The organism is Nocardia suismassiliense, from assembly GCF_900269665.1.
Taxonomy (GTDB): Bacteria; Actinomycetota; Actinomycetes; order Mycobacteriales; family Mycobacteriaceae; genus Nocardia; species Nocardia suismassiliense.
This window is the reverse complement of record NZ_LT985361.1, coordinates 1,622,993-1,639,606: the sequence shown is the minus strand read 5'-3', so window position 1 is coordinate 1,639,606 and position 16,614 is coordinate 1,622,993. Positions and strand designations below refer to the sequence as shown.

Genomic DNA, 16,614 nt, shown 5'->3' with positions numbered 1-16,614 from the left:
GTAAGTTAATGAGGAGTGCGGCATGAACGATCCACGGCAATACGTGGTCATCGGCGGCGGACTGGCCGGCCTCGCGGCCGCGGTCTGGCTGGCCCAGGCAGGCAAGAACGTCACCCTGCTGGAACGGCGCGGCCGGCTCGGCGGCCGCACCCACGCCATGAAGGTGGATGTGGTCGACGACCCGCCGGACAACGGCCAGCACGTGATCGCCAGCGGCTACGATCACCTGTTCCGGTATCTCACCAGCATCGGCACCCGGCAGTACGTCGCCTTCCCGGAGCGGGCCACCCTGCGCTGGCCCGACGGCCGCAGCGCCACCATGAGCACCAAGGGATTCGGCGCGCTGCGCACCCTGTCCGGGGCGCACCCCGACGCCAGTCTGCTCGAGCGGGCCCGCGCCACCGTGGCGACCCTCCGGCTCGGCTGGCAATGCCTGCACCAGCCCGCCGACCTGCCCGACCTGACCACCGAGCAGTGGTTCAACCGCATCGGCATGCCCGCGAAAGCCCGTGAGGCCCTGTGGGATTGGCTGGCGCTCGGGGTCGCCGCCGAACCGGTGCAGCAGGAATCGGCGAAGGTGCTCGCAGACGTGATGGCCACCGGCATCCGCCTCGGCATCAAGCACCGGCGCCCGGCCACCATCGGTTACCCCACCACCGACCTGGACACGCTGTTCATCACCGGTGCGCTGAAAGTCTTTGCGCGACATGGGGTCGAGGTCAAGCATCGCGCGGTGGCCCGGCGCATCAATATCGCCGACGGCCGGGTCACCGGGGTGGCGCTGGCCGACGGCACCACCGTCCCGGCGGACGCGGTGGTGTGCGCCGTGCCCAACTCCAACATCAACGGCCTGCTCGACGACCTGCCCGAGCACGCCGAACTCTATGCTGCCGCAGACAAATTGGGCTATACGCCGATCGTCAGCACCAACCTGTATCTGGATCGCCCGCTGGGCACCACGGCCGAGTTCGAGGCGTTGATCGGCGGCACCGGCGTGATCGATGAGGTCTTCGACCGCCAGCGGATGACCGGTCGCCGCACCGATCAGGCCTGGCTGTACTGCCTGACCACCAGCGGCGCCTACGAACAGATCCACAAGACCAACGAGGAGATCGTCGCCGAGCAAATCGACCTGCTGCGCCGCTACTATCCCGCCGCCAGGGAAGCGAAAGTTGTTCAGGGACATGTGGTTCGGATGCCGAAGGCTACTTTCTCACAGGTGGTCGGCACGCACGCGCTGCGACCCGGGCAACGCACCTCGGTGCCGACGCTGGTACTCGCGGGCGACTGGACCGCCACCGACTGGTCGGCGACCATGGAAAGCGCAGTACAGAGCGCGGCGCAGGCGGTCGATCTGCTGCTTGCGCTACCGTCTGTGCGGTGAGCACGGATCGCACCACGTCCGACCACGTCGCCAAACGCCGAACAGGTACGTCGACGACCGCCGAGCCCGCGGTCGATCGACCGACCCCCAAACGCCGGATGTCGGCGGCCGACCGGCGGGCTCAGCTGCTGGATGTCGCGCGCGACATCGTCGCCGCCGACGGTTTCGGCGCGGTCACCATCGATCGGGTGGCGCGCGAGTCCCAGGTCGCCCGCGCCCTGGTGTATCAGCAGTTCACCGACCTGTCCGGGCTGATGACCGCGCTGCTCGACCGCGAGTCCGAGATCGCGCTGGCCGGGGTCGGCAGCGTCGACTGGTCCGACGCCGTCGACGTGGATCAGGTCGGCCGCGGCATCCTCGCCTATCTACATGCGGCGCCGACCAGTTGGCGGATCATGCTCAGCCCACCGGACGGCGGCCCGCCCGATCTGCGCGATCGGCTCGAACTCGGCCGGTCCTACGCCCGGGCGATCGGCGCGCGCCACCTATCCCGCTACGCGGGCGTCACCGTCGACCCGGAAGGACCGACCGAACGAATCCTGTTGGCGGCCATGGAAGAACTGGCCCGGCTGCACCTCACCGATCCGGCGACCTATCCGGACGAGATGGTGCTGCGCTACCTTCGCTCGCTCGTCGGCTGGGCGGTACGGCTGGAAGCACCCCGCTGACCTGCGGCGTCGGCGCCCTCACGAAAATCTCACGAACAACTTGGTTTTCTTTCACCAAGGCGCGGATCTCGCGCCGGGGAGAGAGGAAACAGATGAAGTTCAGCACTTTGCTTGCGGCCGTTGCACTTTCGGCCGGCCTCGTCGCCGGAGGGTCGGCGGTGGCCACAGCGGAGACGATCTACGTAGGCACCTACGGCACCGAAGCCGCGTGCCGGGCGGATGGCTCCGACGCACCCGCGCATCCGGACTGGACGTGGTGGCAATGCCAGCAGACCCCCACCGGTGAATGGGATCTGTACTACTCCACCAACTGATCCCGGCCGGGCCGGTCCGGTGTGCCGGATCGGCCCGATCTGAAATGGCATACTCTCTGATCTCGTGCGTGTGCTGGTGGTCGAGGACGACGAAGGTCTGGGAAACGAAGTCGCGGCCGGGCTGCGTTCGGCGGGCTTCGCCGTCGACCTCGCCCACCACCTCGCCGACGCCGACCTGAAGATCTCCATCAACACCTACGACGTCCTCATCGTCGATCGCGGCCTGCCCGACGGCGACGGACTGCAACTGGTCGCCGTCCAGCGCGCCGCGGGCCAGCGGGTGCCGGTGCTGATGCTCACCGCACGCGACGGCCTCGCCGATCGCATCGCCGGTTTCGAGCACGGCGCCGACGACTACCTGGTCAAACCGTTCGCGATGCCGGAACTGGCCGCCAGGGTGCGCGCGCTGAGCCGCCGACGCGAACATCCGGCGCCCGCGCGCCTCGTGCTCGGCGATATCGACATCGACCTGCCGCGCCGCCGGGTGCAGCGCGCGGGCATCCTGCGGTCGCTGACCCCGAAGGAGTTCGCGGTGCTCGAGCTGCTCGCCACCCGCGCGGGCAACGTGGTCTCGCGCAGCGAGCTCATCGAGTGCTGCTGGGACGAGATGGCCGAGCCCGCCTCGAATGTGGTGGACGCCGTGATCGCGCAGCTGCGCCGCAAGCTCGGGCCGCCGCAGGTGATCGAGACCGTGCGCGGCACCGGCTTCATGATCGGAAGTGACTCATTCGCACGTTGATTCCCACGGCATCGGCGTTGTCCGGTCGCGCCGCGGGCGTACTGCCCGCCGTGGCCAGGCTGCGCCGCACCCGCCGGCTGCTGACCGCCCTCATCACCGTGATCACCGCGACCTGTCTGATCATTCTCGGCGTGCTCGCGGCCATCATTGACGCACGCTCGCGGCACAATGCCATCGACGACAGCCTGGACCGAGTGGTCACCGGTCTCTGGCGCAGCGTCGAATTCAACCCCGACGACCAGGTCATCGATCTCGAGTTGGTGGAGAAGGACGATCTGGCCAACGGCGAGACCGCGGTCCTGATCGTCACGAACGACGACACCGGGCACTGGCGGGAAATCTATGGGCACCTGCGGTCCTGGCTGCCACCGACCACCGGTGTGGCGGCGCTGGCCGACGATGCCGTGCGCGCGGGCGAGACCGTATTCCAGGACGGCTACGACAGCGCGGGCCGGCCGGTGCGGCTCGCGGCGACGCCGGTCTTCTGGGAGGACACCAAAACGGAGGCAGTCGTCGTCGCGGGCACCAATCCGGGACTGGTGGATCGGGACCGGGCGGTGCTGCTCTGGGCGCTCGTGGTCGGCGGACTGACGCTCGTCACCCTGTCCGCCCTTGCCGCCCACGCGCTTTCGGGCCGCAGCATGCGCCAGGCGCTGCTGCTCGTCGAGGAGCAGGAACGCTTCCTCGGTGACGCCGCCCACGAATTGCGTACGCCACTCACTACTTTGGGGCTGGTCACCGCGCCGCGCCGACGCAGTCCGCACGAGGTGGAGCGCGCACTGGCCGACGCGGGCGCGCTGGGGACCCGGATGGAGCGGATCGTCACCGGCCTGCTCGCGCGGGCCCGAATGCAGGCGGGGGTGACGACGATGGAGCGGGTGCAGTTGCTGCTCGATCAGCTCACCGAGTCGGTGGTCGAGGAGTTCAAGGCGAATGTCGTCGTGCAGAGCGAACCGACGGTCGTCGTCGGCGACCCGAGCCTGCTGAGCCTCGCGGTGCGTAACCTCATCGAGAATGCGATCACGCACGGTGCGATCAACCCCGACGCTCCGGTAGAAGTGCACGTTGCGCAGGGTCGGGTCAGCGTGCGCGACCACGGCGCGGGGCTGCACCCACAGCTGTCGAGCAATCCGTTCGCGCGCGGCGTCACCGGGGGGCGGGGCAGCGGCATCGGGCTGGCGCTGGTCGCCTGGATCGCCGAATTACACGGCGGCACCGCGACAATGGAGCCCGCACCGGGCGGCGGCGCCATCGCGACCATCGCACTGCCGCCGCCCACACTCGGCCTCTCCTGAGCCGACGCTACCGATTCGGTTGCCGCACAGCCTTGTGCACGCCGTCCACCGGCACCGGCTCCAGAATCTCGGGGCGCGGTTCGGGGGCGGCGATGCGCAGCGCATCGGCGGAGTCGTCGTCGGGCTGGGTCTGCGAACGGATCTCGGCCTCGACGCGTGCGCGGTAAGTCGTTATCTCCCGCTCGATTTCGGCTTCGTCCCAGCCGAGGACCGGCGCGACGAGGCGAGCCACCTGCTCGGCGCAGTCGGCGCCGCGGTCCGGGTATTCGATGGAGATGCGGGTGCGCCGGGCCAGGATGTCGTCCAGGTGCAGCGCGCCCTCGGCGGCGGCCGCGTACACGGCCTCCACCTGCAGGTACGACGGCGCCTCGGTAATGGGCTGCAGCAGTTCGGGTTTGCCGTCCGCCAGCGCCAGCACCTCGTCGATGAGCGAGCCGTACCGATCGAGCAGGTGCTTGATCCGGTACGGGTGCACGCCGTACGCCTCGGCCAGCTGCACCGTCTGGTTGACCAGCGCGAAGTAGCCGTCGGCGCCGAGCAGCGGCACCTTCTCGGTGATCGACGGCGACACCCGGGCCGGAATGTCCTGTGCCGCTTCGTCGACGGCGTCGTAGGCCATCACCCGATAGGTGGTGTACTTGCCGCCCGCGATGCTGACCAGGCCGGGCGCGACCCGGGCGACGGCGTGCTCGCGGGACAGCTTCGAGGTCTCGTCGCTCTCCCCCGCCAGCAGCGGGCGCAGGCCTGCGTAGACGCCGTCGATGTCGGCGTGGGTGAGCGGAGTGACCAGCACGTCGTTGACCCGGTCCAGCAGATAGTCGATGTCGGCCTTGGTCGCCGCCGGATGGGCGAGGTCGAGGTTCCAGTCGGTATCGGTGGTGCCGATGATCCAGTGGGTGCCCCAGGGGATGACGAACAGCACCGAAGTCGGGGTGCGCAGGATGATCGCGGCGTCGCTCACGATGCGATCGCGCGGCACCACGATGTGCACGCCCTTCGAGGCCCGGACGTGGAAACGGCCGCGCTGATGCGCCAGTGCCTGCACCTCGTCGGTCCACACGCCGGTCGAGTTGATCACCACGTGCGCGCGGATGTCGGCGGTGCGGCCGTCCTCGCTGTCGCGCACCTGCACGCCGACCACCCGGTCGGCCTCGCGCAGGAAGCCGACGACCTGGGTGGAGGTGCGGATCACCGCGCCGTAGTGCGCGGCGGTGCGGGCCACGGTCATGGTGTGCCTGGCGTCGTCGACGACGGTGTCGTAGTAGCTGACGCCGCCGATCAGCGCGCTGCGCTTGAGGCCGGGAGCCAGCCGCAGTGCGCCCATCCGGGTGAGATGGCGCTGGCCCGGAACGGATTTGGCACCGCCCATGGTGTCGTAGAGCATCAGCCCCGCCGCGACGTACGGCCGCTCCCACGCGCGATGGGTGAGCGGATAGAGGAAGCGCAGCGGTTTCACCAGGTGCGGCGCGAGCGCGGACAGTGCGAGCTCGCGTTCCTTCAGCGCCTCGCGGACCAGGCCGAACTCCAACTGCTCCAGATAGCGCAGGCCACCGTGGAACATCTTCGACGACCGGCTCGACGTGCCGGAGGCGAGGTCACGCGCCTCGACCAGCGCGACCTTCAGCCCGCGGGTGGCCGCGTCGAGCGCGATACCCGCGCCGACCACGCCGCCGCCGATGACGACCACGTCGAAATGGTCCTTGCCGAACCGCTCCCAGGCCGTCCCGCGCTGCTCCGGACCGAGGAACTGGGACTCCGGTTTCTTGGTCATGCTCGACTCCTCCAGCCGCGTTGTCGACGACGTAGTGGTCTTGTTCGCGCATTCGATCGAGCCGCTCTTGCTACAGGCTATGCCAGGTGCCACGGATCTCTTCGACCACGGCGTCGCTCGTGTCGTTGAGCGCTACTCGTCGGTAACTGCTCTCGACCCTAATCGAGCGGGGCGCGGGCGGCCATGTGATCCACAGCCCGGCGCAGCGGCGGGCCCGGCGGGCAATCCGCCCCGAGCCCGACGCCGGGAAGCCGGCGTGACCATCGAGGACCCGCGTGGCCGCAATCGGACACAGCGCGCTCGGTGTTTAGTAACCTGCACGAATGCGTCGCTATGTGGCCGCCATCGACCAGGGCACGACTTCGAGTCGCTGCATCGTTTTCGATCGGCAGGGGCGCGTCGTCGGCGTGGCCCAGCGGGAACACGAACAGATCTTTCCACGCCGGGGCTGGGTCGAGCACGACGCCGAAACCATCTGGGAGAACACCGAATTCGTGCTGGGTGAGGTGCTGAAGCAGCAAAAACTCAGCAAAGACGACATCGCGGCGGTCGGCGTCACCAACCAGCGCGAGACCACCGTGGTGTGGGATCGGTCCACCGGCAAGCCGATTCACCATGCCATCGTCTGGCAGGACACCCGCACCGACCGGCTGACCACCGAACTCGGCGGCGATATCGGGCCGACCCGCTATCAGGAGCGCACCGGCCTGCCGCTGTCCACCTACTTCGCCGGGCCGAAGCTGCGCTGGATTCTGGACAATGTCGACGGTGCGCGCAAACGGGCCGAGGCGGGCGAGCTGTGCTTCGGCACCATGGACAGCTGGGTGCTGTGGAACCTGACCGGTGAGCACATCACCGACGTGACCAACGCGTCGCGCACCATGCTGATGGATCTGAATATGCGCCAATGGGATTCGGAGATCTGCGCGGAGTTCGGGGTGCCGGAGTCGATGCTGCCGGAGATCCGCAGTTCCTCGGAGGTGTACGCGGAGATCAGCTCCGGTCCGCTGCAAGGGATTCCGGTCGCGGGCATCCTCGGCGACCAGCAGGCCGCCACCTTCGGCCAGGCCTGCCTGTCCCCCGGCGAAGCCAAGAACACCTACGGCACCGGCAATTTCATGCTGCTCAACACCGGGACCACGCCCGTGGTCAGCAAGCACGGCCTGCTCACCACCGTCTGCTATCAGCTCGGCGACGAGCCCGCCGTGTACGCGCTGGAGGGGTCGATCGCGGTCACCGGCTCACTGGTGCAATGGTTCCGGGACAATCTCGGCATCATCTCCTCGGCCGACGAGATCGAGCCGCTGGCCCGCAGCGTCGAGGACAACGGCGGCGCCTACATCGTGCCCGCCTTCTCCGGGCTGTTCGCGCCACGCTGGCGACCCGACGCCCGCGGCGTGATCGCCGGGCTCACCCGCTACGTCAACAAGGCCCACCTGGCCCGAGCCGTGCTGGAGTCCACCGCTTTTCAAACCGGCGAGGTGGTCGACGCCATGCGCGCCGACGCCGAATCCGAGCAGCTCGACCTCGAACTGACCACGCTGAAGGTGGACGGCGGCATGGTCAGCAACGACCTGCTCATGCAGTTCCAGTCCGACATCCTCGACGTGCCCGTGGTGCGCCCGGTCGTCAACGAAACCACCGCCCTCGGTGCCGCCTACGCGGCCGGCCTCGCGGTCGACTACTGGTCCGGCACCGACGACATCCGGGAGAACTGGGCGGCCGATAAGACGTGGCAGCCGACCATGTCCGCCGAAGACCGCGACGAACACTGGAAGTCCTGGAACAAGGCCGTCGAACGCACCTACAACTGGGCGGACTGACCCGCTACCGCGCGGCGCGGGCCAGTCGGTCCACTGCCTCGGTCAGCGTGGCGCTGTCGGAGGTGGTGAAGCACATGCGCAGCGAGTTGCGGTAGCCACCGTCGACGGCGAAGGCGGAGCCGGGGACGTAGGCGACGCCTGCCTCGAGGGCACGCGGGAGCAGCGCCTGGGTGTCGGTGTCGTCGGTGAAGTCGGCCCAGACGAACATGCCGCCGGTGGCGTCGGTGCAGCGCACGCGGTCGCCGAAGCGGGTGCGCACCGCGTGCACCAGCGACTTGGCGCGCTCGCCGTAGACCGTGCGCACGTGGTCGACGTGGGCGGACAGCCAGGTCTCGTCGGCGAGCAGGTCGGCGGCGATCTGCTGGGTCAGCGCCGAACCGCATAGGTCCGCACCTTGTTTCAGCAGTTCCACGGCGCGGCACACGGGGTCCGGTGCGACCATCCAGCCAACGCGCAGCGAGGGCGCCAGTATCTTGGAGGCGCTCGACAGCCGAATCACGTTGCGGGAGTAGGTTGCCACGGGTGCGGGCGGCGGGTTGTCGAACCACAGCTCGCCGTACGGATCATCCTCGATCACCCAGAAACCATGTGCGTCAGCGAGTTCGGCGAGTTCGGCGCGACGCCGCGGGCTCATCGTCACCCCGCCCGGGTTGTGGAAGTTGCTCACCGTGTGCACCAGGGCCGGGCGTTCGCCACGGGCGAGCAGGTCGGCGAGCGCGTCGGTGCGCATGCCCTCGGCATCCAGCGGCACCGCGACGATTCGCGCACCGGCGGCCCGAAACACTTGCAGCGCACCGACATACGCCGGATCCTCGACGACGACCAGCGCGCCGGGATCCAACAGCACCTCGGCCAGCAGCGAAAGTGCCTGCTGTGAGCCATGGGTCACGAACACCTCGTCGATGGTCACCGACCTACCGAGCCGCAAAGACTCCCGCTCGGTGAGCACCGCGCGCAACGGTCGCCAGCCGGGCGACTCGGTGTATTGCAGGCAGCCCGCGCTGCTGAGCGCCGTATCCGCGGCAGCCGCGATCCGCTCGCGCGGCATCAGTTCCGCATCCGGCAACCCACCGGCCAAGCCGATGATCTCGGCGCGCGCGGTGAGCTTCAGCAGGTCACGGATTGCCGAGCTCTGCAGTCCGCCGAGCTTGGCCGCGAGCGGTGGAATGGTCGGCGACATGGGAACCTCCGAACGGAACGCCGAGTTACGCGAGATTCCACTGTCGCATATGGGTGACCAAGATATGAAACCAATATCTCAATATTTGAGAACTATTGGCGCTCATCGATCGTATACAGCAGATGCCTGCCGTCACGCTCCACCGTGGTGATGGTCTGCTTGTAGAGCCGCTTGGTCTCGTCCGGCCGGAACTCCTGCAGATCCACCTCGTAGGTTCCCGGTGTCAGTTCGAGGATGCGCATGCAATGCCTGGTACCGATGGGAACCTCGTCATCGATGCCCTTCTGAATGGACGCCGCGGGAGACACGTTCAGCGCGTCGTCGGCGACGAACTTGCGGGCGCGCTCACCGCTGCGCTCGACATAGAAGGCGTACTGGAAGCCGAGGATCGCGCCTGCTCCGCTGGCGGTGTCGCCGCTGCCGTTGCCGAGGGTCACCTTGCCGTCCTTGGTGGTCGGACAACTCAGCACCGGGGTGGTGCTCGCGACCGGCGGTGTGGGGCTGTCAGCGCTGTTCCGGGACACCATGATCACCGTCACCGTCAATCCCACCAGGATGACGAGTGCCAGGATGCCTGCGACCACGTTGCGACCGGTATGCGAACCGGAACTCCGCGGCGTCGGCGGCGCCACGACCGGCGCGGTCGGCGCCAACCGCTTCGCGATCGGATCATCCGCCCAGGACAGTCCCGGCGCGCTCAACGGAGGCGGTTTCGGCACGCTGCCCGTATCGGTCGGGCGGTTCCACCACGAGTCCTTGTCCGGGTCCCCGGCAGCTCGCGCGGGCTGCTCGCGATCGGCGGGCGGTACCCGAGGCGGCGCGGGCGGTCCCGGCGGCGGCTCGGCGACCGCCGCGGAATCAGGCGCACGGTACTGCGGCGGCGGTGTCGGCCCCGCGTCGGCGGCGGGCCGCCACACCAGCTCGGGATGGTCGGCGGTCTGCTCCGGCACCTGCCAGCGCGGACCGGTATCCCCCATCGGCGGGCCGAATTCGGAGACGGGCGGACCGAATTCTGAGACAGGCGGGCCGAATTCACCCACCGGAGGTCCGAAATCCGACGCGGACTGGTCGTCGGATTCGTTCTCCCTCGGATCACCGTCGGAGGTCACACCCAATCCTTTCCCCAAGACACACGTGTGGGGCGGTCGCGAACGACCGCCCCACCCGTCGAATCAACCCCAGTCGTCTCAGTACTGGAGTGAACCACCCCACTGGGTGGTCACGCCACCCACTTCGACCGTTTGCGGAGCCAGATCGCCCGGCTGCAGCGGAAGCTTAACTTGCGCGGCCGCTTCGAGTGCCGCGGCGCCGCCCGGCTGTTCCTTGATCCAGTTCTCGACGGCCGCCTTGGCCAGGTTGGCCTGGGTGGTGTCGAAGACGGAGACCGTCTTGTTGTCGGTCAGGCCGACACCACCGGTGTAGGTGGTCACCTTGACGGTGTTGGTGTCGACGTATTCGACCGACACACCGGCCTCACCGGCACCGGCCGGGGTGCGGTACCCGATGGTGCCGACGTAACCCGACTCGTTGTTGAAGTGATGGGTGTTGGCCACGTGGCCCGGCAGCAGCGCGCCACCGTCGATGTTCGCACCGATCTCCTGGTGCGGACCGGTCATCTCGACGACGGGTGCGGGCGGGGCCTCTTCCAGTCGCGGGGCCTGCCAGCGGGGCTGCTGCGGCTGAACCAGCGTCTCGGGCTGCTGTGCCTGGGTGTTCTCGTCGCTACCCGGGGTGTTCTGGGTGCGCGGCGGCGTGTTCGGCGTACCCGGCTGCTGCGGCGTGGTGCCGGGCTGGGCCGGCGTCTGCTCGCCGTCCGGGGTATCCGGCGTCACCGCGGGCTGGGCCTGCCCCTGCTGGCCGGACTGACCCGGCACCGGCAGCGGCGCGATCCGCGGGGTGGTGACACCCGGCTGGGTCGGCTGCGCCAGCCGCGGATCCTTGTTCGGATTCGGCATGACCGGATCCGGCGTATTGACCCCCGGCTGGCCCGGCGTGGTGACACCCGGCTGGCTCGGACCCTGCGGCTTGTTCGGATCCGGCTTGTTCGGATCCGGCTTGGTGGTATCGGGGCTCGGCGGTGCCTCGTTCACCCCTGGCTGCGCCGGAGCGGGGCTCGGCGGCGCGGTGGTGGGTGGAATGGTCGGATCATTGGGAGCTGCCCCCGCCGGCGCCGCCAAGAGAGAGGCCACCGCGGCCGCGGCGGCCAGTGGCAACGAGGTGCTCGCCATCGCTCGCTGCGCCCGACTCGGCTTACGATGTTTCACTTTTCGCATTCCCTTTCCCGGGTGCGACCTGTGTTCGGTCGCACTCAGTTGTCTCTGACGAGACGCCCGGTCGTCGAACGACGCGAAGGTCATTCGACGTTTCGACTGGGAACGATCCATCCCCCCGAACACCGAACCACGCGACCGCCCGCCGATCGCATCTCTGCGGGAAGTGAACCATATGTAGGCCTGATGGGCAATGTGAATGAAAACTTCACACTGCACGAACGCGGCTGAACCGCAAGACCATTCAGTCCAGGTCGTCGTGGCGCATCAACTGGCGTGCGGCTTCGGTCACCGAGCCGGTCAGCGAGGGGTACACCGAGAAGGTCTGGGCCAGGTCGTTGACGGTCAGGTTGTTCTGCACGGCGAGCGCGATCGGCAGGATGAGCTCCGACGCGATCGGCGCCACCACCACACCACCGATGACCACGCCGGTGGCCGGGCGGCAGAAGATCTTCACGAAACCCCGGCGCAGGCCCGACATCTTGGCCCTCGGGTTGGTGTTCAGCGGCAGCATCACCGTGCGGGCCGGCGTCTCACCGTTGTCGATCGCGGTCTGGCTCACGCCGACGGTGGCGATCTCCGGGCGGGTGAACACCGCGGACGCCACGGTCTTCAACCGGATCGGACTGACGCCCTCGCCGAGCGCGTGGTACATCGCGATGCGGCCCTGCATCGCGGCCACCGAGGCCAGCGGCAGCAGGCCGGTGCAGTCGCCCGCGGCGTAGATGCCGGGTACGGAGGTCCGCGAAACGCGGTCCACCCGCAGGTAGCCGCCGCGGTCGAGTTCGATACCGACCCGTTCCAATCCGAGACCGTCGGTGTTCGGCGTGGAGCCGACGGTCATCAGCGCATGCGTCCCGGCGACGGTCCGGCCGTCGGACAACTTGACCACCACGCCCTCGGCGGTGCGCTCCACCGCGTCCGCGCGTGCGTGCTTCACCAGCTCGACACCGCGTTCGGCGAGCGCGTCCTCCAGCACGAGGGCGGCGTCGGCGTCCTCGCCGGGCAGCACCCGGTCGCGACTGGAGACCAGCCGCACCCGCACGCCCATTTCGGTGTAGGCGGACACGAATTCGGCACCGGTGACACCGGAGCCGACCACCACCAGGGTCTCCGGCAGCTCTTCCAAGTCGTAGAGCTGACGCCAGTTCAGGATGCGCTCACCGTCCGGCTCGGCGCCCGGCAACACGCGCGGGCTCGCGCCAGTGGCGATCAACACAACTTCGGCCTCGATGGTCGTCTCGGTGCCGTCGGCCAGCACGGCCCGCACGTGATGCGCGGCAAGGCCGGTAGACGTGTCGGTCAGCTCCGCGCGACCGGCCAGCACGGTGACGCCGACGGTCTGCAGCTTGGACCTGATGTCGGAGGACTGGGCCAGCGCCAGCGCCTTGACGCGGCCGTTCACCTCGGCCAGTTGCACCTTCGCCTGGTTCGGATCGAGGGTGATCCCGAGATCGCGGGCGCGGCGCAGGTCGGTGCGCACGCCGGTGGAGGCGATGAAGGTTTTCGAAGGGACACAATCCCAGAGCACACATGCCCCGCCGATGCCGTCGCTATCGATCAGCGTCACCGACGCACCGTGCTGGGCCGCCACCAGCGCCGCCTCGTAGCCGGCCGGTCCGCCACCGATGATCGCTATGCGGGTCATGGATACCTCCGCTCTTGGTTGCGCACCGGGATCTCCGGTACCTGTCAACGTTATCGGGCGAGGTCTGCCCACCCGCCGCCCGGCCANAGCGGGCACAGAGACTGGACCAAAAGCTCGTGATTCCCCACAGAGAAGAGCGCCTAAACGTTTTTTAAAAGACTCGGCGACCAACGAGACCTCCACCGAAGCCTTCGTCGGCAGCGTCAGATGTGTAGAACAAGCAGCCCGGCCGCCGCCCCCCACGGAATCGCTACGCGATGCCCGTCCACACCCGCCGCCGCGCCCGGAACGCGCGACCGGAACACCGCATCTGGCCGGGATGGAGTCGATCCTCGGATGTTATTGGCTACCCTTCTCTGGTGCCGATCTACGCCGCCTATGGGTCCAACATGGACTCAACCCAGATGCTCGAGCGCTGTCCGCACTCGCCTATGTCCGGAACGGGCTGGTTGGAGGGCTGGCGGCTCACCTTCGCTGGTGACGACATCGGCTGGGAAGGACCACTGGCGACGGTCGTCGAGGAGCCCGGTTCCCGCGTTTTCGTCGTGCTCTACGACGTGTCGCCCGAAGACGAGCAGCGACTCGATCGATGGGAGGGCTCGGACTTCGGCATCCACAAGAAGATCCGACTGCGCGTCACCCGCAGTGAGAGCAGCGCCGACCCGACGCTGGCCTGGTTGTACGTGCTCGACGCGTACGAGGGCGGCCTGCCCTCGGCCCGCTATATCGGCGTGATCGCCGACGCGGCCGAAAAGGCCGGTGCGCCCGAGGATTACGTACATTCCCTGCGCACCCGCAACAGCCGCAACGTCGGCCCGGGCAACTTCGGCTGACAAACGAGACGACGTGGCCGGCCCGAAGGCCGACCACGTCGCGGTATCGCTCAGCTCAGCGTGCGTTCAGCACGATATTCGTCAGCACCCGCACGCCGACCGCGAGCGCGCGCTCGTCGATGTCGAACGTCGGCTGGTGCAGGTCCAGCTGCTCGCCGTGCCCGGACCAGACGCCCAGGCGCGCCATCGCGCCGGGCACCTCCTCCAGGTACCACGAGAAGTCTTCGCCGCCACCGGATTGCATGGTGTCGGCCAGCGCGTCCGGCCCGAGCTTGCGGATCGCGTCCTCGAACATCCGGGTGGACTGCTCGTCGTTGACCACCGGCGGCACGCCGCGACGGTAGTTCAGCTGGTACCGCACGCCGGTGGGGGCGAGCAGACCGTCCACGATCTCGCGCACCATCGGCTCCAGCAGCGACCAGGTCGCGTGATCGCCGGTCCGCACGGTGCCGGTGAGCATGCCGGTCTGCGGAATCGCGTTGGGCGCCTTGCCCGCACTGACCGCACCCCACACCATCACGGTGCTGGTGCGCGGGTCGATGCGCCGGCTGAGCAGGCCGGGCAGCCCGGTGATCACGGTGCCGATGGCATAGACCAGATCGCTGGTGAGATGCGGGCGCGAGGTGTGCCCGCCCGGCGAGTCCAGCACCAGTTCGACGGTGTCGGCGGCCGAGGTGATCGCGCCGACCCGGATGCCGACCCGGCCCACCTCCAGGCGCGGATCGCAGTGCAGCGCGAAGATCCGCTCCACACCCTCCATCGCGCCGGTGGCGACCACGTCGATCGCGCCGCCGGGCATGACCTCCTCGGCGGGCTGGAAGACCAGGCGCACGCCGACCGGCAGCTCGGGCACCTCGGCCAGCGCGAGCGCGGTGCCGAGCAGGATCGTGGTGTGCGCGTCGTGCCCGCAGGCGTGCGAGACGCCGGGCACGGTGGAGGCAAAGCTCAAGCCGGTGAACTCCTGCAGCGGCAGCGCGTCCATGTCGGCGCGCAGGCCGATGCGCGGGCCCTCCGGCCCGATGCCACAGATGAGGCCGGTGCCGCCGGGCAGGGGCTGCGGGGTCGGGCCCGCCTTGATCAGCCAGGAGGAGATGAATTCGGTGGTAGCGAACTCGGTGCGGGAAAGTTCCGGGTTGGCGTGGATGTGCCGCCGCCACTGGACGAGGTCGACCGCGTGCTCGGCCAGCCAGCCCTCGACCGATCCCAGTCCCGTCCCCACGGTGTTCGACAATGCGACGAGGTCGGGGCCCTCTGCAAGTGCACACGCACCCGTATCCGTGCCCGACGCCCGCTCGGCCGAACGGCCGGTAGTGCTCACCGAAAATCCTCCTGTCGTTGAACGAGCCGTTGCAACAACCTGTCCCTGTGTTCTTCATCGCCGGCAGCGGTGATCGCGGTACGCGCGAGAGCCAGCGCACCATCGACCACCGCACGATCCGCCGAGGCGTTGACACTCGCCGCGGCGAAGTCGGGCTGGTGCGTCGCCGCACCACCGGCATCAATTCCGATAACCGGATGGATGCCAGGAATGACATTGGTGACGTTGCCCATGTCCGTGCTTCCGAGCGGCCGCTGTGCCTCAAGCTCGGGTGCGATCGGCACTCGCCCCAATCGGGTTATCTGCTCGCGGTAGGCAAACAGTAACGCCGGATCGGGCGTCAGCTCGGTATATGTCGGCGCGACAGTCCGGATTTCCTGGGTGCAGCCGGTCGCAAGGGCGCCGGCCTCGAAACACGCTGACGCTCGTTGCATCAGATTGTCGAGGGATACGGAGTCGACTGCGCGTAGGTAATACAGCAGTTCCGCACGTCCGGGCACGATGTTCGGGGCTACGCCACCATCGCCGACTATACCGTGGAGTTGCTGGCCAGGCTGGAGATGCTGTCTCAGCAATCCAAGAGCTACCTGCGTGACGGTGACCGCGTCGCCCGCGTTGCGGCCGAGTTCCGGCGCGGCGCTGGCGTGTGCCTCCCGGCCGTGGAAGGTGATGGCCAGATCGGCCATCGCCAGCGAGCGTGCGCCGACGATGTCGAGCGGGCCGGGATGCACCATCATCGCCATCGCCACGTCGTCGAAGACGCCGCGCTCCAGCATCAGCACCTTGCCGCCGCCGCTCTCCTCGGCGGGCGTGCCGAGCACCAGCACGGTCAGCCCGAGCGCGTCGGCCACGTCGGCGAGTCCCAGCGCGGCACCGACCGATGAGGCGGCAATGATGTTGTGCCCGCAGGCATGTCCCATCCCGGGCAGCGCGTCGTACTCAGCGCAGATGCCGACGGTCAACGGCCCGCTACCGAAGCTCGCGCGAAACGCGGTCGGCAATTCGGCCACGCCGGTCTCGACCTCGAAGCCGCGCTCGACGAGCGGCGCGATGGTCTTGGCGACGCTGCGCGTCTCCTCGAACGCGAGCTCCGGCTCGGCGTGGATCGAGTGCGAAAGATCAATCAGCTGGTCGACCGCGGCCTTGATCGCCGCGTCCGACAGCTGCATGGCATCGGCGCGCGCGACGTCGTAGTCGCTGCGCGATTCCTGGTGCCCGCTGCGCGGTGGTGGCATGGCACACAGTGTTGCACTGCGCCGCAAACCGAGCGAAGTCATGCCGGTTCGGTCGCGCCCGGCGCAGCGGGTCGCCGTGGCGTTCCCGCAGTTCAGTACGCCACGCTCCGCCGAGGGACACCGCCGTGTCCGCCGG

14 protein-coding genes are annotated in these 16,614 nt (G+C 68.6%); 7 read left to right on the top strand and 7 right to left on the bottom strand.

Features of this window, described 5'->3' with window-relative positions:
- The first annotated feature begins 22 nt into the window (after positions 1-22).
- From hpnE to DBO33_RS07300, 5 genes are all read left to right on the top strand, one after another.
- On the top strand, positions 23-1,384 hold the full coding sequence (gene hpnE / locus DBO33_RS07320) for a hydroxysqualene dehydroxylase HpnE (protein ID WP_107654340.1): 1,362 nt from the start codon (positions 23-25) through the stop codon (positions 1,382-1,384).
- A gap of 98 nt (positions 1,385-1,482) precedes the next feature.
- Positions 1,483-2,052 carry a TetR/AcrR family transcriptional regulator gene (locus DBO33_RS07315; RefSeq protein WP_107660054.1) on the top strand — a complete coding sequence of 190 codons (570 nt, stop codon included), beginning with the start codon at positions 1,483-1,485 and terminating at the stop codon, positions 2,050-2,052.
- Between the two features lie 92 nt (positions 2,053-2,144).
- Positions 2,145-2,366 carry a hypothetical protein gene (locus DBO33_RS07310; RefSeq protein ID WP_107654339.1) on the top strand — a complete coding sequence of 74 codons (222 nt, stop codon included), beginning with the start codon at positions 2,145-2,147 and terminating at the stop codon, positions 2,364-2,366.
- A 64-nt stretch (positions 2,367-2,430) separates the two neighbouring features.
- Positions 2,431-3,105: a response regulator transcription factor gene (locus DBO33_RS07305; protein ID WP_107654338.1), complete on the top strand. Its 675-nt coding sequence runs from the start codon at positions 2,431-2,433 to the stop codon at positions 3,103-3,105.
- Positions 3,102-4,400 carry a sensor histidine kinase gene (locus DBO33_RS07300; protein ID WP_107654337.1) on the top strand — a complete coding sequence of 433 codons (1,299 nt, stop codon included), beginning with the start codon at positions 3,102-3,104 and terminating at the stop codon, positions 4,398-4,400. The genes DBO33_RS07305 and DBO33_RS07300 overlap by 4 nt, the downstream gene beginning before the upstream one ends.
- Positions 4,401-4,407: 7 nt before the next feature.
- On the opposite strand, the gene glpD is transcribed toward DBO33_RS07300, so the two are convergent.
- The gene (gene glpD, locus DBO33_RS07295; RefSeq protein WP_107654336.1) at positions 4,408-6,171 is read right to left on the bottom strand and encodes a glycerol-3-phosphate dehydrogenase; all 1,764 of its coding nucleotides are present in this window, start codon (positions 6,169-6,171) and stop codon (positions 4,408-4,410) included.
- Between the two features lie 323 nt (positions 6,172-6,494).
- Between glpD and glpK the strand changes: the two genes are divergently transcribed.
- Complete coding sequence (glpK, locus tag DBO33_RS07290) at positions 6,495-7,994, top strand: glycerol kinase GlpK (protein WP_107654335.1); 1,500 nt, start codon at positions 6,495-6,497, stop codon at positions 7,992-7,994.
- A gap of 4 nt (positions 7,995-7,998) precedes the next feature.
- On the opposite strand, the gene DBO33_RS07285 is transcribed toward glpK, so the two are convergent.
- From DBO33_RS07285 to DBO33_RS07270, 4 genes are all read right to left on the bottom strand, one after another.
- On the bottom strand, positions 7,999-9,174 hold the full coding sequence (locus tag DBO33_RS07285) for an aminotransferase-like domain-containing protein (RefSeq protein ID WP_107654334.1): 1,176 nt from the start codon (positions 9,172-9,174) through the stop codon (positions 7,999-8,001).
- Positions 9,175-9,266: 92 nt separating this feature from the next.
- On the bottom strand, positions 9,267-10,283 hold the full coding sequence (locus DBO33_RS07280) for a hypothetical protein (protein ID WP_107660053.1): 1,017 nt from the start codon (positions 10,281-10,283) through the stop codon (positions 9,267-9,269).
- Positions 10,284-10,361: 78 nt separating this feature from the next.
- A complete protein-coding gene (locus DBO33_RS07275; protein ID WP_234390724.1) occupies positions 10,362-11,438 on the bottom strand; it encodes a hypothetical protein in 1,077 nt (358 codons plus the stop codon).
- A gap of 250 nt (positions 11,439-11,688) precedes the next feature.
- Entirely contained in the window at positions 11,689-13,092 is a 1,404-nt protein-coding gene (locus DBO33_RS07270) for an NAD(P)H-quinone dehydrogenase (RefSeq protein ID WP_107654333.1), read from the bottom strand.
- Between the two features lie 359 nt (positions 13,093-13,451).
- Here DBO33_RS07270 and DBO33_RS07265 point away from each other — a divergent pair, with 359 nt between their 5' ends.
- The gene (locus DBO33_RS07265) at positions 13,452-13,925 is read left to right on the top strand and encodes a gamma-glutamylcyclotransferase (protein ID WP_107654332.1); all 474 of its coding nucleotides are present in this window, start codon (positions 13,452-13,454) and stop codon (positions 13,923-13,925) included.
- A gap of 55 nt (positions 13,926-13,980) precedes the next feature.
- Here DBO33_RS07265 and DBO33_RS07260 read toward each other — a convergent pair whose 3' ends face one another.
- Both DBO33_RS07260 and DBO33_RS07255 read right to left on the bottom strand, forming a co-directional pair.
- Positions 13,981-15,132: a M20 family metallopeptidase gene (locus tag DBO33_RS07260; RefSeq protein WP_107660051.1), complete on the bottom strand. Its 1,152-nt coding sequence runs from the start codon at positions 15,130-15,132 to the stop codon at positions 13,981-13,983.
- A gap of 107 nt (positions 15,133-15,239) precedes the next feature.
- The gene (locus DBO33_RS07255; RefSeq protein WP_107660050.1) at positions 15,240-16,412 is read right to left on the bottom strand and encodes a M20 family metallopeptidase; all 1,173 of its coding nucleotides are present in this window, start codon (positions 16,410-16,412) and stop codon (positions 15,240-15,242) included.
- Positions 16,413-16,614: the final 202 nt, after the last annotated feature.